Genomic DNA, 21,467 nt, shown 5'->3' with positions numbered 1-21,467 from the left:
CCGGCGCCTTCCCGGTCAGGCCGCGCAGGTGGTGCCGGCCGCCGGCACCTTGCCGTTCAGCAGGTACGCGTCCACCGTGCGCGTCACGCACCCGTCGCCGCTCAGGTAGGCGCCGTGGCCCTCGCCCTCGTACGTCATGAGCACGCCGGTCTTCAGCTTGGCGTTGAGCGCGGTGGCCCACTCGTACGGCGTGGCCGGGTCGCCCTTGCCGCCGATGACCACGATGGGCGCCGAGCCGGTGGCGTCGATGCGCTTGGCCGCGTCGTCGCCGGGGGTGGGCCAGTGGCCGCAGGCGGTGGCGGTGCCGTCCGCCGACAGGATGGGGAAGATCTTCTGGATCTTGTCGTCCACCCGGGCCATGTCGGCGGCGGTCGGGCGTTCGGTGGTGTCGGCGCAGGTGATGGCCTGCAGGCTGGTCATCATGGTGGAGTAGGTGCCGTCGGGCCGCCGTCCGGTGTAGGCGTCGGCCAGGGCGAGCAGGGTGGCGCCGTCGCCCTTGATCCCGGCCGCGGCGGCCTGCTCCAGCACCGGCCAGGCGGACTTGGCGTACAGCGGGGTGATCACGGCGAGCTGGGCCAGCCCGTAGGTGAGCTGCCGGTCGCCGACCTTGAGCGGCTTGCTCCTGAGCCCGTCGAGCAGCTTCTCGACGGCGCTCTTCACGGCGGCCGGGTCCTGGCCGAGGTCGCAGGTCTGGGCCACGCAGTCCTTGGCGAACGCCTCGAAGGCGTGGGCGAAGCCGGTGGCCTGGGTGACGGCGCGCTGCTCGAAGGTGACCGTGGGGTCGAAGGCGCCGTCGAGGACGAAACGGCCGACGTTCGCGGGGAAGCGGGTGGCGTAGACGGCGCCGAGGTGGGTGCCGTAGGAGAAGCCGAAGTAGTTGAGCCGCCGGTCGCCGAGCGCGGCCCTGATGCGGTCGAGGTCCTGGGCGGCGTTCACGGTGCCCACGTGGGGAAGGATCTTGCCCGAGTCCTTCTCGCAGGCGGCGGCGAACTTCTTCGACATGGCCTCGCCGTCGGCCCCCGAGGGCGCGGCGAGGAGGGCGTCGAGCTCGCCGCCGCACCTGACGCCCGCGCTGCGGTCGACGCCGCGGGGGTCGAAGCTGACGAGGTCGTAGCGGGTGCCCAGGCTGCCGAACGCCTTCGCGGCCTGGGCCAGCGTGTCGACGCCCGACCCGCCGGGCCCGCCGAAGTTGAAGACCAGCGAGCCGAGCGGGTCGCCGTTGGCCTTGATCCGGATCAGCGCCAGGTCGATCTTCTGGCCGCCGGGGTCGCCGTAGTCGAGCGGCACCGGTACGGTCCCGCACTGGACGGCCTCGTCCTTGGGCAGTGGCTTGCCGTCGGGCCCGGTCAGCCCGGTGCACGGGCTCCAGGCGACGGTGCCCTTGCCGGGCCCGGCCTGCTTCGCGGGCTCACCTGTGGTGCCGCAACCGGCGAGGACGGCGGCGCCCAGCAGGATCGTCAACATCGCCTTCTTCATGCTGACCAGCCTGCCGGGACGGTGTCCGCCCAGGTAGTGGAGGGAGACATGGGTTCCTGATGACTTCGGAGATGTCCGGAAGATGATGAATGTCAACCCCGGCGCGGGCGGCTGACGAACCACATGCCGAAGAGGCCGAAGCCGACCCCGGTGGCGCAGGTCCAGATCCACCACGTGTTCTCGGGGGCCGGGCGGAAGATCAGCAGGACGACCAGGGCGACGGCCCACAGGGCGGTGCCGGCCCCGACGGCGGCGGTGTCGTTGGTCTTGATCGGCTCGGGATCGGGGCGCCACTGCTGCTTCACGTGTCCAGCCTAGCTTCCAATCGGGTCTCGATCCGATTGCGGACACTTTTCCCAGCTCACCACTACTGTCACTCTTCGGCGCGTGAGTGACATACGTAATGCAATAGACCGTTTCTTCGCAATCTCTGAACGAGGCTCGACGGTCTCCCGCGAGGTGCGCGGCGGCCTGGCCACGTTCTTCACGATGGCCTACATCGTGGTGCTGAACCCGATCATCCTCGCCTACGGCAAGGACATCGAGGGCCAGGTCATCGGTGACGGCACGTCCCCGCAGGTGCCGCTGGTCGCCGCGGGCACGGCGTTCGTGGCCGGTGTCCTGACGATCATCATGGGCCTGGTCGGCCGGGTGCCGTTCGCGATGGCCGCCGGGCTCGGGCTGAACGCCTTCGTGACCTTCAACATCGCCACGATGATGACCTGGGAGGAGGCCATGGGCCTGGTCTTCCTCGAAGGCGTCATCATCGCGATCCTGGTGCTCACCGGCCTGCGGACGGCGGTGTTCCGCGCCATCCCGGCCCAGCTCAAGACCGCCATCAGCGTCGGCATCGGCCTGTTCATCGCGCTGATCGGCTTCGTGGACGCCGGTTTCGTGCGCAAGGCCGCGGGCACGCCGCTGGAACTGGGCATCGGCGGCCAGCTCACCTCCTGGCCGGTGCTCGTGTTCATCGTGGGCCTGCTGGCCACGGCCGCCATGGTGGCGCGGAAGGTCAAGGGTGCGATCCTGATCGGCATCGTCGGCTCGACCGTGCTGGCGATCGTCGTCCAGACGCTGACCAAGCTGGACAGGGCCACGCCGGAGGCCCCCGGCGGCTGGCAGCTCAACGTCCCCGCCCTGCCCTCGGCCGACAAGATCTTCGGTTTCCACAACCCGCTGACGCTGTTCACGGAGTTCGACCCGATCGGCGCCTTCAGCCGGATCTCCGTGCTGCTGGCCGTGCTGTTCGTGTTCACCCTGCTCATCACCGACTTCTTCGACACGATGGGCACGATCGTCGGCGTCGGCCGCCAGGCGGGCCTGGTCCAGGCCGACGGCACGCTGCCGCGGACCAGGGAGATCCTGCTCGTCGACTCGATCGCCGCGGCGGCGGGCGGCGCCGGCTCGGTCTCGTCGAACACCACCTACATCGAGTCGGCCGCCGGCGTCGGGGAGGGCGCGCGGACCGGTCTGGCCAGCGTGGTCACCGGTGCGCTGTTCCTGATCGCCATCTTCTTCGCGCCGCTGGTCGCCGTCGTGCCCTACGAGGCCGCCACGCCCGCGCTGGTCGTCGTCGGCTTCCTCATGATGACCGCCATCCGCGACATCGACTGGGACGACTACGAGATCGCCATCCCGGCCTTCCTCACCATCGTCGTCATGCCGTTCACCTACTCCATCTCGAACGGCATCGGCGCCGGCTTCATCAGCTACGTGCTGGTCAAGGTCGTGCGGGGCAAGGCGCGCGAGGTCCACCCGCTCATGTGGGGCGTCACCGCGCTGTTCGTCCTGTACTTTGCGATCGGCCCGATCCGGGCCGCGATCGGTCTCTGACCTCGACGTCCAGGAGCCGCCCCGCGCATGTGGGGCGGCTTCGGGGTATCAAGGAGTGAGACGAACCTGACCTAGGGAAATATCTTGCCTTCGCATATAGTTAGCAAAGGTAATGAGACGTGCTAATGAACAACCAGCCCAAGATGGACCTGCGCAGCGACGCGGGCCTGGCCTCAGCCCTGCGCGTGTCGATGGCAAGGCTGACCAGGCGACTCCGGCGTCAGGCGGCGGCGCACTCGCTGACGCCCACCCAGTTCGCGACGCTCGCCGCCGTGGAACGGCATTCCGGGATAACCCCCGGCGAATTGGCCGAGCTAGAGAAGGTGCAACCGCCCTCGATGACGCGCGTGATCGCCGCGCTAGAGGAACGCGGCCTGGTCGCACGCACCCCGCACCCGACCGACCGGCGTCAGGTGACCGTGACCGTGACCGAGGCCGCCCAGACGTTGCTGAAGGAGGAACGCCGCCGCAAGGAGGCGTGGCTGACACAGCGGCTGAAGGAGCTCTCGCCGGAGGAGCGGTCGATCCTGCGGCAGGCGGCGCCGATCCTGGAGAAGCTCAGCAAGATATAGAGCCTGAGCAACCCAAGACCGGGATGTTCCGGTCGCTCAAGGTTCGCAACTATCGCATGTTCGCGGCAGGTGGCGCCGTCTCCAACGTCGGCACCTGGCTGCAGCGCACCGCCCAGGACTGGCTGGTGCTCGACCTGACCAAGGGCCCGCACGGCGTGGGAGGCAGCGCGGCGGCCCTCGGCCTGGCGACCGCCCTGCAGTTCCTGCCGATGTTGTTGTTCGGGCTCTTCGGCGGCGTGCTCGCCGACCGGTACCCCAAGCGGCCCATCCTCATCGCCGCCCAGTCGATGATGGCGGTGCTCGCGCTCACCATCGGCGTGCTGACCATGACCGGCGCCGCGCAGGTCTGGCACGTGTTCGTGATGGCGTTCCTGCTCGGCCTGATCTCCTGCGTCGAGGTGCCGACCAGGCAGGCGTTCGTGGTCGAGATGGTCGGACGGCAGGACCTGCCCAACGCCATCGCCCTGAACAGCTCCATCTTCAACCTCGCCCGCGTGGTGGGCCCCGCGCTGGCCGGCATCCTGATCTCCGTGCTGGGCGGCACCGGACCGATCTTCCTGATCAACGCGCTCACCTTCGGCGCGGTGATCTCCAGCCTGGTCTTCATGCGGAAGTCCGAGCTCAACCTGTCCGAGCCGGTGCCCAGGGCCAAGGGCCAGCTCAGGGAGGGCCTGCGGTACGTGCTGCGGCGCGAGGAGCTCCTCATGCCGATACTGCTGATCGCCTTCGTGTCGATGTTCTCGCAGTCGTTCTCGATGTCGATCGCGCTGATGGCCCGTGAGGTGTTCGGCGCCGGGGCGTCGTCGTTCGGGCTGGCCTCCAGCATGTTCGCGGTGGGCGCGCTGGGCGGCGCGCTGCTGGCGGCGCGGCGGGCCAGACTCTCGCGCAAGGTGCTCTTCTCCGGGGCGATCGGGTTCGGGCTGTTCCAGGTGCTGACCGGGCTGGCCCCCTTCTACCCGGTCTATCTGCTGCTACTCGTCCCGACCGGCATCGCGTTGATCACCATCAACACGGCCGCGAACGCCAGCGTGCAGATCGCCACGTCCCCCGAGATGCGGGGCCGGGTCATGGGCATCTACATGCTGGTCTTCACCGGGGGAGCGCCCATCGGGGCGCCGCTGATCGGGTGGCTGTCGGAGCTGGGCGGGCCGCGTACGGGCGTGCTGCTGTCGGGCGTGCTCGTCCTGGTGGGCACCGGGCTCGCGGTGATGGTGACCAAGCTGATCGGCAACCGGATGGCCAGGCCGGCGCTGGCGATGGCGTGATCCGTCCCCGTCCGGGGACAATCGCATGACATGAGGCTCTTCGCGGCCGTGGTCCCGCCTGAGGAGGCGCTCGACGAGGTCGAGCGGGCCGTGGCGCCGTACGTCGGGCGGGTGCCGGGGCTGCGCTGGGCCGGCCGCCCCACCTGGCACGTCACGCTGGCCTTCTACGGCGAGGTGCCCGAACGGGCGCTGCCCGACCTCCAGGTGCGCCTGGAGCGGGCCGCCCACCGGCACACGGTGCTCGACGTGGCCCTCGCCGGGGCCGGGGCGTTCTCCTCGGCGCGGCGGGCCAGGGTGCTCTGGGCCGGGGTCGCGGGCGACCCCATGACCCGGCTGGCCGACTCGGCCCGCGCGGCCGGCCGCCGCGCGGGGGCCGTGCAGACCGACGAGAAACGGTTCCACGCCCACCTCACCCTGGCCAGGGCCCGGACGGACGTCGACCTCAGAGAGCTGGTGGAGTCGCTGGCCGGGTTCGCCGGGTCGCCGTGGCGGGCCGAGCGGCTGCACCTGTTCCGCAGCCACACCGGGCCTCAGGTGAGGTACGAGTCACTCGGCGATTGGGCGCTCGCACCGGTGAAGCAGGGCTAGGCTCCATCGCGTGGACCGTCCTCGCCCCTGGCTGCTGCCCCTCGTGCTCGGCCTGCTGTTCCTGATCGTCCTTCTCGGCGCCCTGCTGACCTGAGCCGCCCCGTGCGGCCGGACCCGTGGTCGTGCCGGGCCCGGCCGGTCACGCCGTCACCAGGCGTAGTCCTCCGGGGCGGTGCGGTGGCCGGGGAAGATCTCGTCGAGGCGGGCCAGGATGGCCTCGTCCAGCTCGATCTCCAGCGTGCGCATGCTGCCTTCGAGCTGCTCCAGCGTGCGCGGGCCGATGATCGGGGCGGTCACCGCGCGCTGCCGCAGCAGCCAGGCCAGCGCCACGTACGCCGGGTCCTCGCCCAGCTCGTCGCAGAGCTTCTCGTACGCCTCGATCTTGTCCCGGTGCTTGTCCAGCTCCCGCACCATGGTGTCGGAGGCGGACCGGCCCTTGTCGATCTTGCGCAGGACGCCGCCGAGCAGGCCGCCGGCCAGCGGGCTCCACGGGATCACGCCGATGCCGTAGTCCTCGCAGGCGGGCAGCACCTCCAGCTCCACCGCCCGGGTGAGCAGGTTGTAGTGGCTCTGCTCGCTGGTCAGCCCGAACGTGCCGCGCCGCGCCGCCGTCTCCTGGGCCTTGGCGATGTGCCAGCCCGCGAAGTTGGACGAGCCCACGTAGATGACCTTGCCCTGCTGCCGCAGGACCTCCATGGCCTCCCAGAACTCCTCGAAAGGCGTGTTCCGGTCGACGTGGTGGGCCTGGTAGATGTCGATGTAGTCGGTCTGCATGCGCTTCAGCGAGGCGTCGCAGGCCCGGCGGATGTTCAGCGCCGACAGGCGGCGCTCGTTGGGCCAGTCGCCCATGTCGCCGTAGAGCTTGGTCGCGATGACCGTGCGCTCGCGCCGGCCGCCGCCCTGGGCGAACCAGCGGCCCAGGATGTTCTCCGTGATGCCCTCGCCCTTCTTCCAGCCGTAGACGTTCGCGGTGTCGAAGAAGTTGATGCCCAGGTCGTGGGCCTTGTCCATGATCGCGAAGGAGTCTTCCTCCGAGGTCAGCGGGCCGAAGTTCATCGTGCCGAGGCAGAGCGGGCTCACCTGGAGGCCGCTGCGTCCGAGGTTGACATAGTCCATGGGGTCCACACTAAATACCTGGAGTGCGCTCCAGGCCATAGGCTGAGTTCATGATCTGCGCGGGGTCGTCGTGATCGTCATGCTCCGCGCCGCGCTGCCGGTCTTCCTGGCGATGGTCACCGGCATGGTGGGCACGCTGGTGGTCACGTCCGTGCTCGGCAACCACGAGACGGTCGCGCTGGCCGCCTTCGCGGTGGTGACCGCGGTGCTCACCCCCGCCACCGCCGCCGTGCAGGGCGCGCTGCGGGGGCTGGGGCCGTTCGTGGCGCCGTACCGGGACGATCCGGGCGCGGCGGTGCCCGTCGTACGGGACGCGCGCTGGCTGAGCCTGGTCACGGGCACGCTGGGGGCGCTCGCCGTGATCTGCGTGCCCGCGCTCGCGCGAGTGAGCGGGGTGCCTGGCGAGGTGGTCGGCGAGCTGGGCGTGCTGCCCTGGTTCCTGGCCGCCTACCTGCTGGTCTTCGCCACGACCGGCGGCGCGAGCACGATCCTGGTGGCCCTCGGGCGCAGCCGTGACGTGTTGTGGCCCAGCCTGACCTTCGGCGTGCTGCTGAGCGTGCTGACCGCGGTGCTGGCGCCGCGGCTCGGCCTCGACGGCGTGGGCGTGGCCTGGGTGGTCGCCGGGGTGGTGGCCGCGGTCGTGGCCAGCCGCTTGCTGCGCCGGGCGCTCGGGCGGCCGATCGGTCAGGGGCGGCCCAGGGTGGCCGAGATCGTCCGGCTGGCCAGGGTCAGCGTGCCGCTGGCGGCGACCGTGCTGATCAAGTTCGGGGTGCTCGGCGTGGTCACGTTCGCCGCGGGCGCGACCGGCGCCCGCGACACCGCGGCGCACGCGGTGCTGACCACGCTCACCGGCCTCATCATGCTGGTCTCGCTGTCCGTCGCGCAGGCGTCGGTGCCCGAGGTGGCCCGCGCCGGCGACCCGGCCGCGGCGCGGCGGGCCAACCGCGCCGCCGCGCTGCTCGCCGTCGCCGGGACGCTGGCCGCGGCCCTGGTGCTGCTGCTGCTCGGCGAGCGGGTGCTCGGGCTGTTCACCGGCGACGCCGCCGTACGCGAGCGGGCCCTGGCGCTGCTGCCGCTGATGTTGGTGTCGTCGCTGGCCGACGCCGCGCAGGCGGTGCAGGGCATGGGGCTGACCGCGCTCAAGAGGTCCGGCGCGAGCCTGGCCTACTTCGTCCTCGGCTACGGCGTGCTCCTGGCGGCCGCCGTGCCGGTGGCGCGGACGTGGGGCATCACCGGGCTCTGGGTGGCCATGGCGGCGGCCAACGGCCTGCTCCTGGTGCTCCAGGGTGCCGGGTTCCGCCGTCACAGCGCCCGCGTGGGCATGGCCGAGGCGGTGGCCTGAGCGTCCCGGGCGCAGCCGTGGGGCATGATGGCGAGGTGGGGGATGTCGTGTTCCGGGTCCTGGCCGCCGTGGCGGCGACGTTCGCGCTGTCGGCGGCTCCGGCGTGGGCCGACGACGACGGGCCGGAGAAGCTGTTCACGTTCAAGGACCGCAGCATCACCGAGTCGAGCGGCCTGGCCGTGTCGCCCACGCACGAGAACGTCTTCTACACCCACAACGACAGCTCCGCCGCCCCCGTGTTCTACGCGGTCGGCGCCGACGGGCGGACGAAGGCCACCTTCCACCTGCGCGGCGCCGAGGCCAGGGACTGGGAGGCCATGGCCGCGACCAGGGACCCGGACACCGGGCAGGGCACGCTCTGGTTCGCCGACATCGGCGACAACCTCGACGGCGCCTGGCCCGACGTGTCGATCTACAAGGTCGCCGAGCCGCGCACGCTCCGGGACGCCACGCTGCCGGCCACCCGCTACCGCTTCCGCTACGCCGGCGGCGGCCGCAACGCCGAGGGCATCATGATCAACCCGCGCACCGGCCGCCTGTACGTCGTGTCCAAGGAGTTCTCCGGGTCCGTCTACGCCGCGCCGAAGAAGCTCCGCACCGACAAGGTCAACATCCTGCGCCGGGTCGCCGCGGCCCCGATCATGGCCACGGACGCCGCCTACGCCCCCGACGGCTCCTCCTACGTCATCCGCACGTACTTCTCGGCCACCCTCTACCGCCCGTCGGGGGAGACCCTGGCCAGGGTGCCCATGCCGGAGCTGCGGCAGGCCGAGTCGATCGCCTACACCGCCGACGGCAAGGCCCTGCTGGTCGGCTCGGAGGGCCCGAACAGCCCGGTCTACCGGGTGCCGCTGCCCGAGGGCGCCCAGGCCACCAGCACCCCCACGCCGAAGCCCGTCGCCGCCCAGGAGAGCGCGCGGCCGTCCGACACCGGCGAGCCGAGCGGCCTGACCGCCAAAGACGTGCTGATCTGGCTGGCCGCGGCCGCGGGCGCGACCGGGGTGATCACCTTCATCGCGCGCCGCACCCGGTGAGCCGTCAGGGGCGGCGCATGGTCGCGGTGAACATGTCGCCGCGCAGCGCGCGCTCGACCACCTCGATCGAGCGTGACAGGCGCACCAGCCGCGGCCCCTCCTCGCGGTAGGTGTCGAGCACGGCCTCGATGGCGTGCGGCGGCAGGTGGCCCTTGAGATCGACGGCCGCGCCACGATAGCCCGCGCGGGCGGCCTCGACCGCCGACCGGACGTGATGCCTGGCCATGCTGGCCAGGGCCACCGGGTGCCGCCTCAGCACTTCGTGGGCCCGGTAGTCGGGCGGCACCGCGTCGAGCAGCCAGGCCACCGCCGAGGTCTCCCAGTCGGGGACGCTCGGCGGGCGGACCTCGGCGGGCCACTCTGGCGGGACGTACATGGAGGCCATCGTACTCATGTTCGATTCGCCCAGGTATGGCGGCAGGGTGGCCTTTACCAGGAAAATCAGGTGTGTGACGGAAAAGATCGGTGTCGTCGGCGCCGGGATCGTCGGACTGGCCGTGGCGCGCGAGCTGGCCGCCGCCCGCGGCGCCGAGGTGACCGTGCTGGACAAGGAGCCGCGCGTCGGCGACCACCAGACCGGGCACAACAGCGGCGTCGTGCACGCCGGGATCTACTACCCGCCGGGCTCGCTCAAGGCCAGGCTGTGCCGGGAGGGCGTGGCGCTGCTCAAGGCGTACTGCGCCGAGCACGAGCTGCCCTACCGGGAGGTCGGCAAGCTGGTCGTGGCGAGCACCCGGGCCGAGCGCGCGCCGCTGCGCGCGCTGGCCGAGCGGGCGCGGGCCAACGGCGTGCCGGGCGTTACCGAGCTGGACGGCCTCGGCCTGCGCGAGATCGAGCCGCACGCGGTCGGCGTCGCCGCGATCCACTCGCCGCACACCGCCATCGCCGACTTCCCCGCCGTCGCCCGCGCGCTCGCCCTCGACGTGGCCGGGACGGGCGGCTCGGTCCGCCTGTCGCACCCCGTCCGGGCGATCCGCGAGACGTCGAGGGGCGTCGAGGTGCTGGCCGGGGGGCGGCGGTTCGCCTTCGACCGGCTGGTGGTCTGCGGCGGTCTCGGCACGGACGCGGTCGCCAGGATGGCCGGGGCGGAGGGGGACGTGCGGATCGTGCCGTTCCGGGGCGAGTACTACGCGCTGGCCGGGGCGGCCAGGGAGCTGGTGCGCGGGCTGATCTACCCGGTGCCCGACCCGCGGTACCCGTTCCTTGGCGTGCATCTGACCAGGCACATCGACGACGAGGTCCTGGTGGGGCCGAACGCGGTGCTGGCCCTGGCCTACGAAGGCTACCGATGGCGAGATGTACGAAATTTCGGTCAAATTATGCGTTGGCCGGGGACACTTCGCATGGCTCGCACCCACTGGCGTACCGGGATCAAGGAGGTCTACGGCTCGCTCGTCAAGAGCGCCTTCGTCCGGGCCGCCCGGCGGTACGTGCCCGAGCTCACCGCCGCCGACCTCGTCAGGACCGGCGGCGGCGTACGCGCCCAGGCCGTCGCCAGGGACGGCCGGCTGGTGGACGACTTCGTGGTCGACGTCCACGGGAGCGTGGTGCTGGTCCGCAACGCGCCCTCGCCCGCGGCGACGTCAAGCCTGGCAATTGCCCGGCATATTGCCGGAATTGTCCCAGCACTCTCCCGATGAGGGCATCCTTGGAGGTGATGGAATCACGCCTGCTGATAGTCGAGGACGACCCCAACATCCTCGAACTCCTCGCCGCGAGCCTGAGGTTCGCGGGCTTCGACGTGACCACGGCCAAGAGCGGCCTCGACGCCGTCAACGCCGTGCAACGGCACCGGCCCGACCTCGTCGTGCTCGACGTCATGCTGCCCGACCTGGACGGGTTCGAGATCGTCCGGCGGATGCGGAGCGGCGGGCTGCACACGCCCGTGGTGTTCCTGACCGCCCGCGACGAGACCGAGGACAAGATCCGCGGGCTCACGATCGGCGGCGACGACTACGTCACCAAGCCGTTCAGCCTGGAGGAGGTCGTGGCCAGGATCCACGCGGTGCTCCGGCGCACGAGCGGGGACGCGCAGGCCGCGCCGCCCAGGCTGACCTTCGCCGACATCGAGCTGGACGAGGAGAGCCACGAGGTCTGGCGCGGCGGCAACGCCGTCTCGCTCTCGCCGACCGAGTTCAAGCTGCTGCGCTACTTCATGACCAACGCCGGCCGAGTGCTGTCCAAGCCGCAGATCCTCGACCACGTCTGGGACTACGACTTCAGGGGCGAGGTGGGCATCGTGGAGTCGTACGTGTCCGTCCTGCGCCGGAAGATCGACAACCGTAGCCCCCGGCTCATCCACACCCTGCGGGGCGTCGGATACGTGCTGCGCCTGCCGCCGAGCCCCTGATGAGAGCCCTGCCGCTGAGGGTCAAGCTGATCGCGGCGATGCTGGCCCTGCTGGGCTGCGGCATGACCTTCGTCGGCCTGGTGAGCGTCTCGGTCCTGCACGGTTACCTCATGGACCGGGTGGACAGCCAGCTCAACCTGCTCAGCGTGCGCATGCACAAGAAGGTCGTCAGCGACTGGCGGCGGGACAGGGAGACCCCCGACCGCCCGATCCTCATCGAGTCCGACGCGATCGCGCTGGTCAAGGAGCCGGGTGAGGCGTTCGTCCCGATGCTGCGCGACCGCGACGTGGACGCCAAGCCCAAGCCCGTCCTGCGCGAGTCGCCCGGCGTGGACGCCTACACCGCGCCCGCCGCCGGCGGCGACGGCGAGTGGCGGGTGCTGCAGAGCGAGATCCAGCGGCGCACGCTGGTCGTCGCGGTGGACCTGGAGGAGGTGGACGCCATCACCCGGCGGCTCGTGCTGATCGAGCTGCTCGGCGGCGGCGGCATCCTGCTCATCCTGGCGGTCGCGGGCGTCACGATCGTGCGCCGCAGCATGCGCCCGCTCGGCCAGATCGAGCGCACGGCCGAGGCCATCGCGGGCGGCGAGCTCGGCCGCCGGGTGCCGGACGCCGACCCCCGCACGGAGGTGGGCCGCCTGGCCAGGTCGCTCAACGGCATGCTGGCGCAGATCGAGACCGCCTTCGCCGCGCGCTCGGCGTCGGAGGCGGCGGCCCGCCGCTCCGAGGACCGCATGCGCCAGTTCGTCGGCGACGCCTCCCACGAGCTGCGCACCCCGCTCACCTCCATCCGCGGCTTCGCCGAGTACGCCCGCCAGAACCCCGGCGCCGACCCCGCCGAGCTGATGCAGCGCGTGGAGAAGGCCGCCGGGCGCATGAGCCTGCTGGTGGACGACCTGCTGCTGCTGGCCAGGGTGGACCAGCAGCGCCCGCTCCAGATGCGCCCGGTGGACATGCTGGCCCTGGTCGCCGACGCCGTGCACGACGCCAGGATCCTCGCCCCCGACCGGACGGTGAAGCTGGACGTGGTCGGCGGCGCTGCGCTCATCGTCTCCGGCGACGAGGTGCGCCTGCGGCAGGTCATCAGCAACCTCATGACCAACGCCATCGTGCACACCGAGCCCGGCACGCCCATCGTCGTCCGGGCCGGGGCGACCGACGACACCGTCTTCACCGAGGTCGCCGACAGCGGCCCCGGCCTGCCGCCCGAGCAGGTCGAGCGGGTCTTCGAACGCTTCTACCGCGCCGACTCCGCGCGCAGCCGCCGCCGTTCCTCCGAGGACCGCGGCAGCGGGCTCGGTCTGGCCATCGTGCAGGCGCTCGTCCAGGCCCACGGCGGGACCGTGACGCTGACCAGCTCGCCCGAGGAGGGCTCCACCTTCCGGGTCGAACTCCCACTCGCCTTGGAGTGAGCCTTCAGCTAACCCTCAGGTGCCTGGGTCACCCTGGAATCGTGACAAAACCCGAGCTCCGCGAGGCGTTGATCATGGTGGTGGACGACGAGCCCAGCATCAGGGACCTGCTCTCCGCCAGCCTGCGCTTCTCCGGATTCGAGGTGCTGACCGCGGCCGACGGGCAGGAGGCCGTCGAGGTCGCCGAACGCGCCGCGCCCGACCTGGTGGTGCTCGACGTCATGCTGCCCGACCTGGACGGGTTCGAGGTGGCCAGGCGGATCGACGCGCCCGTGTTGTTCCTCACCGCCCGGGACGCCACCGAGGACAAGATCGCCGGTCTCCGGGTGGGCGACGACTACGTCACCAAGCCGTTCAGCCTGGAGGAGGTGCAGGCCAGGATCCGGGCGGTGCTGCGCCGTACCAGGACGGAGGGGGCGCCGGCCAGCCGGCTGAAGGTGGCCGACCTGGAGCTGGACGAGGACGCCCGCGAGGTCTGGCGGGCCGGCCGCCAGGTGCGGCTGTCCCCGACGGAGTTCAAGCTGCTGCACTACTTCATGGTCAACGCCGGCCGCGTGTTGTCGAAGGCGCAGATCCTCGACCACGTGTGGAACTACGACTTCGGCGGCGACGCCGGCGTCGTCGAGTCGTACGTCTCCTACCTGCGGCGCAAGGTGGACGACGTCGAGCCCCGCCTGATCCACACGCTGCGCAGCGTCGGGTACGTGCTCAGGGAGCCGCCGCCCGCCGGTTGATCCCCGCCGCGCGGCCCCGGCCGGTGGACCGTCCCGGGCACTCACCGTAGCGTGGACCTGCGGGCGCGAGGTGTCGAGCGGCGTACCGCGGGAAGCGGGGTTGGCACCTATGGATCTGCTGGGGGCGTTGGAGTCGTTGCGCCGCCCGCTCGACCGCGAGCTGTTCCCGCTGGCGATCGGCGAGGCCGCGGCGGACCGGCGTGCCCTGCGCGAGCTGGCCGGGCAGCTCGACGACTACCTGCTGCCGCGGCTGCGGGCGATCGACGCGCCGCTGCTCGCCGTCGTCGGCGGGTCCACCGGGGCGGGCAAGTCCACGCTGGTCAACTCGCTGGTGGGGGCCGACGTGGCCGAGCCCGGCGTGTTGCGGCCCACCACGCTGGTGCCCACGCTCGTCGTCAATCCGGCCGACCGCGACTGGTTCACGGGCCAGAACGTGCTGCCCGGCCTGTCCCGCGCCACCGGCGACTCCGGCGGCGGCGGCGCGGGCGCGTTGCGCGTGGTCGCCTCCGACGCGCTGGGCGCCGGGCTGGCGCTGCTCGACGCCCCCGACATCGACTCCGTGGTGACCTCCAACCGGGAGCTGGCCGCGCAGCTCCTCGCCGCCGCCGACCTGTGGCTGTTCGTCACCACCGCCGCCCGGTACGCCGACGAGGTGCCCTGGAGCTTCCTGCGCTCGGCCCGCGAACGCAGCACGGCCCTGGCCGTCGTCCTCGACCGGATCGCACCCGAGGCCGTCGAGCCCGTCTCGCGCGACCTCGACCGGCTCCTGGTGGAGAACGGCCTGCCGGGCACCCGGCTGTTCACCGTGCCCGAGGCCGCGCTGCCCGACGAGAAGGCGCGGCTGCCGGAGGAGTCGGTGCGGCCCATCGTCCGCTGGCTCACGGGGCTGGCCGCCGACGCCGCCGAGCGGTCCCGGGTCGTCCGCCAGACGTTGTCGGGCGCCCTGGACAGCCTGGACACCCGCGTCCCCGCGCTGGCCACGGCCGTCGAACGCCAGCAGGCCGCCTTCGACGGGCTGCGGACGATCGTGACCGGCGCGTACGCGGGCGGCATGGCCGACTTCGACGAGGGCATGCGCGACGGCTCCCTGCTGCGCGGCGAGGTGCTGGCCCGCTGGCAGGACTTCATCGGCACCGGCGACCTCATGCGTTCCCTGGAGAGCCGGGTGGGGTGGCTGCGTGACCGGATCGTCGGCTTCTTCACCGGCCGCGCCCCCGCCGTCGAGCTCAAGGACGCCCTGGAGAGCGGCGTCGAGTCGCTGATCAGGGGCGCGGCCGACGGCGCCGCCGAACGCGCGCTCGAAGGGTGGTCGGCCGCGCCGGGCGGTGGCGGGCTGCTCGACCGGCTCGGCGCCATGGAGGCCGCGCGGCTCGGCCGGGCCTCACCCGACCTCGCCGGACGGGCCGAGGCGGCGGTGCGCGGCTGGCAGGAGTTCGTCCTCGACCTCGTACGCGAGGAGGGGGCGGAGAAACGCACCACCGCCCGGCTGGCCTCGTTCGGGGTCAACGGGGCGGGGCTGCTGCTCATGCTGGCCGTGTTCGCCTCGACCGGCGGGCTCACCGGGATCGAGGTCGGCATCGCGGGCGGCACGAGCGTGTTGTCGCAGAAGCTGCTGGAGGCCGTCTTCGGCGACCAGGCCGTGCGCTCGCTGACCACGCGGGCCCGCGAGGACCTGCGCGAACGGGTGCGGGTGCTGCTGGCGGAGGAGGCAGCCCGCTTCACCGACCGGCTGGAGACCGTCGAACCGCCCAGGGGCACGGCCGACGCCCTGCGCGCGGCGGCCCGCGCGGTCCGCGACCACCGCGCCGAACTCCCCGCCGCCTCCGCCCCGACGGCGGAACTCCCCGTTCCTCCCGCTCCCACGGCCGAGTTGCCCGCTCGCGACCGCTCGGAGGGGCCGTGAAGCTGCTGCGCCGCAAGGAGGGCCCCTCGCTCGACTCCCGGCTGGCCGCCCTGCTGGAGGCCGCCGAGCTGGCCGAAGGACGCCTCCCGGAGCAGGACGTGTCCGCCGCGCGGTCCGTCGCCGAACGGGCCGGCGCCCGCCGCAGCCTCTCCGTCGACCACACCGTGGCCGCGCTCGCCGGCGCGACCGGCAGCGGCAAGTCCTCGCTCTACAACGCCCTGGCCGGCGAGGACCTGGCCGCCGTGGGCGTCACCAGGCCGACGACGTCCACCGCCCAGGCCGCCCTGTGGGACGGCGAGGGAGCCGGCCCGCTGCTGGACTGGCTGGACGTCCCGCGCCGCCACTCCGCCGCCGAGGCGCCCGGGATGTCGGGTCTCGTCCTCCTCGACCTTCCCGACCACGACTCCATCCGGCTCTCCCACCGCCTTGAGGTGGACCGCCTGGTGGCGCTGGTGGACCTGCTCGTCTGGGTCGTGGACCCGCAGAAGTACGCCGACGCCGCGCTGCACGAACGCTACCTGCGCCCGCTGGCCGGGCACCGCGACGTGATGCTGGTGGTGCTCAACCAGGTGGACCGCCTGCCTCCACAGGCTGTGGACCGCTGCGTGGCCGACCTGCGCCGCCTCCTGGAGGAGGACGGGCTGGCGGGCGTGCCGGTGCTGCCGGTCTCCGCCAGGACCGGGGCGGGCCTGCCGGAGCTGCGCTCGGTGCTCGCCGACCGGGTCGCCGAGCGCGAGTCGTGGGCCGCCCGCCTGGCCGCCGACGTCACCGCCGCCGCCGGTCACCTGGCCGCGGACGGTGCGCGGCCGGACCCCGGCGACCGGCGGGCGGCCGGGCTGGACCGGCGGCTCACGGGCGCGCTCTCCCAGGCCGCCGGGGTGCCGCTGGTCCTGGAGGCCGTGGCCAAGGGGCACCGGCACCGGGCCGTGGTCGCCACCGGCTGGCCGGTCACCCGCTGGTTGCGCAGGTTCCGTCCCGACCCGTTGCGCAGGCTCAGGATCGGGGTGGGGAAGCCGGGCAAGGAGATCGTGGGGCGTACGTCCGTGCCGGCGGCGTCGGCCGTACAGCGGGCGCAGGTCGAGACGGCGATCAGGGACGTCGGCGAGGCGGCCGCCGCGGAGCTGCCCGGCCCGTGGGCGGCGGCGGTGCGGCAGGCCGCGCGCTCGCGCTCCCCGGAGCTGGCCGACGCGGTGGACCGGGCCGTGGGCCGCACCACCGCGGGCACGACCCGCAGGCCGCGGTGGTGGCGGATGGTGAACGTGCTGCAGTGGCTGGTCTTCGCCGTCATGGTGGCGGGCGCGTTGTGGCTGGGCGTGCTGTTCGGGATGGACTACCTGCGCCTGCCGCAGCCGCCGCTCCCGACCGTGGGCGCGGTGCCGTGGCCGACCGTGCTGCTGGCGGGCGGCGCGCTGGCCGGGGTGGTGATCGCCTTGTTGTCCAGGCTGGCCGCGTGGGCGGGCGGGCGGCGCCGGGCCGGACGGACGGCCCGCGCCCTGCGCGCCGCCATCGGCGAGGTCGCCGGGAACTACGTGCTGGACCCCGTGGCGGCCGAGCTCGACCGCTACGCCCGCTTCACCGAGGCCGTCACCACGGCACGCTCCTGACCGCCGTCACGCCCTCCTCCGGCCGAGCAGGGGGACCGCCGTCACGCCCTCCTCCGGCCGAGCAGGGGGACCGCTAGCAGGGCGCCCAGCAGGGCGGACGCCGCGCCCACCAGGAACGGCGCGGGCGCCCCGAACCACTGCCCGGCCACCCCCGCCACCCCCGACCCGGCCGCGCCCCCCACCCCCACGGCCGTGGACAACCACCCGAACGCCTCCCCTTGCGCCCCGGGCGCGAACCGGTCCACCAGCCGCGCCGCCGGCGAGGACGCCATGTGCGGGCCCCGTACCCGGCCGCCCCCGCGATGCCGCCCAGCGAGAGCGCCGCCACCAGCACCCCGGTGGCGGCGGGCACGCCACGGGCGGCCGACAGCGCGGGCACGCCCACCTGCAACGCCCCGATGGTCCCGCCGAGCAGCAGCACCACGGCCAGCAGCACCGGCATCCGGCGGTCCGCGAAGACCCGCCCGCCCTCCCGTACGGACGCCGCCCCGCCGGCCCGCAACGCCCGCGAGAACGCCAGCGTGCCCGCCCCCGCCGCCACCGCCACCGCCCCCAGCGCCAGCGAGGCCGAGGCCACCGCGATCACCAGCCCGAACAGCAGCGGCCCGGCCAGCATGGCCAGCTCCTGCACCAGGTAGACCAGGCTGTGGACGGCCGTACGGGCGCCGTCGGACACCCGCCGCCCCCACTCGACGCGCATGCTCACCGAGATCGGCGGCAGCCCGGCCCCGGCGACCCAGGCCAGCACCACGGACGTCCACACCGGCCACCCGGCCGCCGTCGCCGCGAGCACCGGCCGAGGCCCGCGCCGGTCCATGAGCCGCCCCTGGACGGGCCTGCCCATGCCCGCGCCCACCGAGAACGCCGCCGCGCACGTGCCCGCGAGCGCCAGCGACCCGGTCGCGTCCTGCACGACCAGCACCATCCCCACGGGCGCGACCTGCTGGGTGAGCTGGGAGAGGAAGCCGGACCCGGCCTGCGCCCCGACCCCGGGCAGCCGGAACAGGTCCCGATACGGCATGTCCCTCCCCATACGCCCACGCTAACCCGCAAGATCGCCTTCCAGCGGCGCTCGGGTTCGGGAGGGGCGGTCAGTCGGAGGTGAGGGAGGCGGCGACCGTGCGCAACGTCGACAACAGCGGCCGGAGCAGGGGATGGGCGTCGGCCCCGCGGCGGATCGCGGCGAAGACGCGGCGGTCGGGCCCCGGCGTCTGGCGCACCACCACCCCGGACAGCGCCATGTCCCGCAACGCGAGCCGCGGCACGAGTGCCACCCCCGCGCCGGCCCCCACCAGCGCCACCACGGCCCGGAAGTCGTCGGAGCAGTGGACGACGTTGGGCGTGAACCCCACCTGCTGGCACGCGAACGTGATGACGTCGTGCACGGGATTGCCCGGATAAGGGCCGATCCAGGTGTCGGCGGCGAGCGACACCAGCGTGGCCGACCCCGCCTCCGCATGCCCCTCGGGCAGCACCAGGTCGAACGGCTCGGCGTACAGCGGGATGCGCGACAGCCGGCGGTCGGCGGCGTCGGGGCCGCCCCGGTACTCGACCGTCACCGCCAGGTCGGCCCCGCCGTCGAGCAGCATGGCCAGGCTGTGGTCGCCCTCGGCGTCGAGCACCCGGACCTGCAGGCCCGGCGCGGTGGCGCGCAGGGCGGCGATGGCGGGGGAGAGCACGGCGCTGATGGCGGTGGCGAAGCAGGCCACGGTCACCTCGCCGGCCTCGCCGGTGGTGTACGCGGCCACCTCGGCCTCGGCGCGTTCGAGCTGGGCCAGGACCACGTTGGCGTGCCCCAGCATGATCTTGCCCACGGCGGTGAGGTGCACGCCCCGGCCGTCACGCGTGAACAGCCGGTGGCCCACCTCGTGCTCCAGCGCCACGAGCTGCTGGGAGACCGCCGACGGGGTCAGGTGGAGCGCCGCCGCGGCGGCGGTGACCGTGCCGTGGTCGGCCACCGCCCGCAGTGTGCGCAGCCGCCGCGTGTCAATCACGCAGCGAGGATACTCAACCCTGGCGTGCTTGGACGAAAGCCGCCACGGCCCGGTCGACGTCCTCGGTGGAATGGGCGGCCGAGAGCTGCACCCGGATCCTGGCCTGGCCGTGCGGCACGACCGGGTAGGAGAAGCCGATCACGTAGACGCCCAGGTCGAGGAGGCGTTCGGCCATGGCCCCCGCCTCGGCGGCGTCGCCGATCATCACGGGCACGATCGGGTGCTCGCCCGGCAGGATGTCGAACCCGGCCTTGGTCATCTCGCTGCGGAAGCGCGCGGTGTTCGAACGCAGCTGCTCACGGGCCTCGCCGGAGGTCTCCAGCAGGTCGAGGATGCGCAGTGAGGCCGAGGCGATGACCGGGGCCAGGGAGTTGGAGAACAGGTACGGCCGCGACCGCTGGCGCAGCAGCTCGCAGACCTCCTTGCGGGCCGAGACGTAGCCGCCGCTGGCCCCGCCGAGCGCCTTGCCCAGGGTGCCGGTGATGATGTCGACCCGGTCGGTGACGCCGTGCAGCTCGGGCGTGCCGCGGCCGGTGGGGCCGACGAAGCCGACGGCGTGGGAGTCGTCCACCATGACCATGGCGTCGTAGCGGTCGGCCAGGTCGCAGATCTCGCGCAGCGGGGCGAGGTAGCCGTCCATGGAGAAGACGCCGTCGGTGACGATCAGCCGCCGCCGGGCGTCGGACGCCTCCTTGAGCCTGGCCTCCAGCTCGGCCATGTCGCGGTTGGCGTAGCGGAAGCGCTGGGCCTTGGACAGGCGGATGCCGTCGATGATGCTCGCGTGGTTGAGGGCGTCGGAGATGACCGCGTCCTGGGCGTCGAGCAGGGTCTCGAACACGCCGCCGTTGGCGTCGAAGCACGAGCTGTAGAGGACGGTGTCCTCCATGCCCAGGAAGTCCGACAGGCGGGATTCGAGCTCCTTGTGCACCTCCTGGGTGCCGCAGATGAACCGTACGGAGGCCATGCCGAAGCCCCAGCGGTCGAGCGCCTGCTTGGCCGCCTCGACCACCTCGGGGTGGTCGGCCAGGCCCAGGTAGTTGTTGGCGCAGAAGTTCAGCACCTCGCGCCCGGCCACGCCGACCTGGGAGCTCTGCGGGGTGGTGATCACCCGCTCGGGCTTGAGCAGCCCGGCCTCGGTGATCTCGTCGAGCGTCGCACGCAGCTGCTCGCGCACGTTCGTGAACATCAAGCGCTCCAATCGAGGATGACCTTGCCCGTACGGCCGCTCGCGGCCGTGTCGAAGGCGGCGTCGAAGTCGTGGTACGGGAACCGATCGGTGATCACGGGGGAGAGGTCGAGACCCTTTTCCAGCAGGACTGACATGTTGTACCAGGTCTCGTACATCTCCCGGCCGTAAATGCCCTTGATGGTGAGCATCGAGGTCACCACGGTGGCCCAGTCGACGGCGAACTCCTCGGCGGGGAGACCGAGCATCGCGATCTTCCCTCCGTGCGTCATGTTCGCGATCATGTCACGCATGGCCCCAGGGTTACCGGACATCTCAAGCCCGACGTCGAAGCCCTCCCGCAGGTGGAGCTGGCGCATGCCTTCGTCGATCGTCGCCCTGGAGACGTTGAGCGCGAGCGTGACGCCGAGCTTGCCGGCCAGGTCGAGGCGCTCGTCGCTGACGTCGGTGATCATCACGTTGCGCGCGCCGACGTGCGCGGCCACGGCCGCCGCCATCAGCCCGATCGGGCCGGCGCCGGTGATCAGCACGTCCTCACCGACCAGGGGGAAGGACAGCGCGGTGTGCACGGCGTTGCCGAACGGGTCGAAGATGGCCGCCACGTCGGGATGAACGGGAACCCGGTGCACCCACACGTTCGAGGCGGGCAGCGTGACGAACTCGGCGAAGGCGCCGTCCCTGTTGACGCCGAGGCCGACCGTGTTGCGGCACAGGTGACGGCGTCCGGCCATGCAGTTGCGGCACTTGCCGCAGACGATGTGGCCCTCGCCGCTCACCAGGTCGCCGACGGCGATGTCCTCCACGCCGGGCGCGACCTCGACCACGTGGCCGGAGAACTCGTGCCCGACGACGAGCGGGAGCTTCAGCGTGTGCCGCGCCCAGTCGTCATATTTGCGGATGTGCAGGTCGGTGCCACAGATGCCGGTACGCAGCACCCGGATCTTCACCTCGCCCGGCCCGACCTCGGGCTCCGGCACGTCCACCAGCCAAAGGCCGGGCTCGGCCTTCTGCTTGACCAGCGCTTTCATCGCTTCACTTCCCCCTGTTCCGAACCTAAC

General features: G+C 72.5%; 20 protein-coding genes. 12 read left to right on the top strand and 8 right to left on the bottom strand.

Annotated elements, in window-relative coordinates:
* Positions 1-15: 15 nt before the first annotated feature.
* Positions 16-1,476, bottom strand: a complete 1,461-nt coding sequence (locus AB0J46_RS39950) for an alpha/beta hydrolase (RefSeq protein ID WP_364339888.1) — start codon at positions 1,474-1,476, stop codon at positions 16-18.
* Positions 1,477-1,568: 92 nt separating this feature from the next.
* Positions 1,569-1,781 (bottom strand): DUF2530 domain-containing protein, encoded by a 213-nt coding sequence (locus AB0J46_RS39945; RefSeq protein WP_364339887.1) that lies wholly within the window; start codon positions 1,779-1,781, stop codon positions 1,569-1,571.
* Positions 1,782-1,863: 82 nt separating this feature from the next.
* On the opposite strand from AB0J46_RS39945, the gene AB0J46_RS39940 reads away from it, so the two are divergent.
* From AB0J46_RS39940 to thpR, 4 genes are all read left to right on the top strand, one after another.
* On the top strand, positions 1,864-3,309 hold the full coding sequence (locus AB0J46_RS39940; protein ID WP_364339885.1) for an NCS2 family permease: 1,446 nt from the start codon (positions 1,864-1,866) through the stop codon (positions 3,307-3,309).
* 125 nt (positions 3,310-3,434) lie between these two features.
* On the top strand, positions 3,435-3,881 hold the full coding sequence (locus AB0J46_RS39935) for a MarR family transcriptional regulator (RefSeq protein WP_357696577.1): 447 nt from the start codon (positions 3,435-3,437) through the stop codon (positions 3,879-3,881).
* Between the two features lie 56 nt (positions 3,882-3,937).
* Positions 3,938-5,146: an MFS transporter gene (locus AB0J46_RS39930; protein WP_364339883.1), complete on the top strand. Its 1,209-nt coding sequence runs from the start codon at positions 3,938-3,940 to the stop codon at positions 5,144-5,146.
* A 30-nt stretch (positions 5,147-5,176) separates the two neighbouring features.
* Complete coding sequence (thpR, locus tag AB0J46_RS39925) at positions 5,177-5,734, top strand: RNA 2',3'-cyclic phosphodiesterase (protein ID WP_364339882.1); 558 nt, start codon at positions 5,177-5,179, stop codon at positions 5,732-5,734.
* A gap of 147 nt (positions 5,735-5,881) precedes the next feature.
* Here the strand turns inward: thpR and AB0J46_RS39920 are convergent, their stop codons facing one another.
* The gene (locus AB0J46_RS39920; RefSeq protein WP_364339880.1) at positions 5,882-6,850 is read right to left on the bottom strand and encodes an aldo/keto reductase; all 969 of its coding nucleotides are present in this window, start codon (positions 6,848-6,850) and stop codon (positions 5,882-5,884) included.
* A 79-nt stretch (positions 6,851-6,929) separates the two neighbouring features.
* Here AB0J46_RS39920 and AB0J46_RS39915 point away from each other — a divergent pair, with 79 nt between their 5' ends.
* Positions 6,930-8,192, top strand: a complete 1,263-nt coding sequence (locus AB0J46_RS39915) for an MATE family efflux transporter (protein WP_364339980.1) — start codon at positions 6,930-6,932, stop codon at positions 8,190-8,192.
* A 35-nt stretch (positions 8,193-8,227) separates the two neighbouring features.
* Positions 8,228-9,226, top strand: coding sequence for a hypothetical protein (locus AB0J46_RS39910; RefSeq protein ID WP_364339878.1), 999 nt, complete (start codon positions 8,228-8,230; stop codon positions 9,224-9,226).
* Positions 9,227-9,230: 4 nt separating this feature from the next.
* Here AB0J46_RS39910 and AB0J46_RS39905 read toward each other — a convergent pair whose 3' ends face one another.
* Positions 9,231-9,602 (bottom strand): hypothetical protein, encoded by a 372-nt coding sequence (locus tag AB0J46_RS39905; RefSeq protein ID WP_364339876.1) that lies wholly within the window; start codon positions 9,600-9,602, stop codon positions 9,231-9,233.
* 73 nt (positions 9,603-9,675) lie between these two features.
* Between AB0J46_RS39905 and lhgO the strand changes: the two genes are divergently transcribed.
* The 6 genes from lhgO to AB0J46_RS39875 all read left to right on the top strand — a co-directional run bounded on the left by lhgO (position 9,676) and on the right by AB0J46_RS39875 (position 17,229).
* Positions 9,676-10,866 carry an L-2-hydroxyglutarate oxidase gene (lhgO, locus tag AB0J46_RS39900; RefSeq protein WP_364339874.1) on the top strand — a complete coding sequence of 397 codons (1,191 nt, stop codon included), beginning with the start codon at positions 9,676-9,678 and terminating at the stop codon, positions 10,864-10,866.
* Positions 10,867-10,883: 17 nt separating this feature from the next.
* Positions 10,884-11,576 (top strand): response regulator transcription factor, encoded by a 693-nt coding sequence (locus AB0J46_RS39895; RefSeq protein ID WP_352361663.1) that lies wholly within the window; start codon positions 10,884-10,886, stop codon positions 11,574-11,576.
* Positions 11,576-12,988 carry a HAMP domain-containing sensor histidine kinase gene (locus AB0J46_RS39890; protein ID WP_358298788.1) on the top strand — a complete coding sequence of 471 codons (1,413 nt, stop codon included), beginning with the start codon at positions 11,576-11,578 and terminating at the stop codon, positions 12,986-12,988. Before AB0J46_RS39895 ends, AB0J46_RS39890 begins: the two co-directional genes overlap by 1 nt.
* A 74-nt stretch (positions 12,989-13,062) precedes the next feature.
* The gene (locus tag AB0J46_RS39885) at positions 13,063-13,722 is read left to right on the top strand and encodes a response regulator transcription factor (RefSeq protein WP_352361783.1); all 660 of its coding nucleotides are present in this window, start codon (positions 13,063-13,065) and stop codon (positions 13,720-13,722) included.
* Between the two features lie 109 nt (positions 13,723-13,831).
* Complete coding sequence (locus AB0J46_RS39880) at positions 13,832-15,625, top strand: ABC transporter (RefSeq protein WP_364339872.1); 1,794 nt, start codon at positions 13,832-13,834, stop codon at positions 15,623-15,625.
* The gene (locus AB0J46_RS39875; protein ID WP_364339870.1) at positions 15,622-17,229 is read left to right on the top strand and encodes a YfjP family GTPase; all 1,608 of its coding nucleotides are present in this window, start codon (positions 15,622-15,624) and stop codon (positions 17,227-17,229) included. The genes AB0J46_RS39880 and AB0J46_RS39875 overlap by 4 nt, the downstream gene beginning before the upstream one ends.
* 73 nt (positions 17,230-17,302) lie before the next feature.
* Here the strand turns inward: AB0J46_RS39875 and AB0J46_RS39870 are convergent, their stop codons facing one another.
* The 4 genes from AB0J46_RS39870 to tdh all read right to left on the bottom strand — a co-directional run bounded on the left by AB0J46_RS39870 (position 17,303) and on the right by tdh (position 21,437).
* Positions 17,303-18,250, bottom strand: coding sequence for an MFS transporter (locus AB0J46_RS39870; protein WP_364339868.1), 948 nt, complete (start codon positions 18,248-18,250; stop codon positions 17,303-17,305).
* Positions 18,251-18,320: 70 nt separating this feature from the next.
* A complete protein-coding gene (locus AB0J46_RS39865; protein ID WP_364339866.1) occupies positions 18,321-19,223 on the bottom strand; it encodes a LysR family transcriptional regulator in 903 nt (300 codons plus the stop codon).
* Positions 19,224-19,236: 13 nt separating this feature from the next.
* Positions 19,237-20,409 (bottom strand): glycine C-acetyltransferase, encoded by a 1,173-nt coding sequence (locus AB0J46_RS39860; protein ID WP_364339864.1) that lies wholly within the window; start codon positions 20,407-20,409, stop codon positions 19,237-19,239.
* Positions 20,409-21,437, bottom strand: coding sequence for an L-threonine 3-dehydrogenase (gene tdh, locus AB0J46_RS39855; RefSeq protein WP_358298798.1), 1,029 nt, complete (start codon positions 21,435-21,437; stop codon positions 20,409-20,411). Before tdh ends, AB0J46_RS39860 begins: the two co-directional genes overlap by 1 nt.
* Positions 21,438-21,467 lie beyond the last annotated feature (30 nt).

It is taken from the genome of Nonomuraea sp. NPDC049758 (genome assembly GCF_040674635.1).
In the GTDB taxonomy this organism is placed as follows: domain Bacteria; phylum Actinomycetota; class Actinomycetes; order Streptosporangiales; family Streptosporangiaceae; genus Nonomuraea.
Note: the sequence above shows the minus strand (reverse complement) of the source record. Positions and strands in the feature narration are given on the sequence as shown.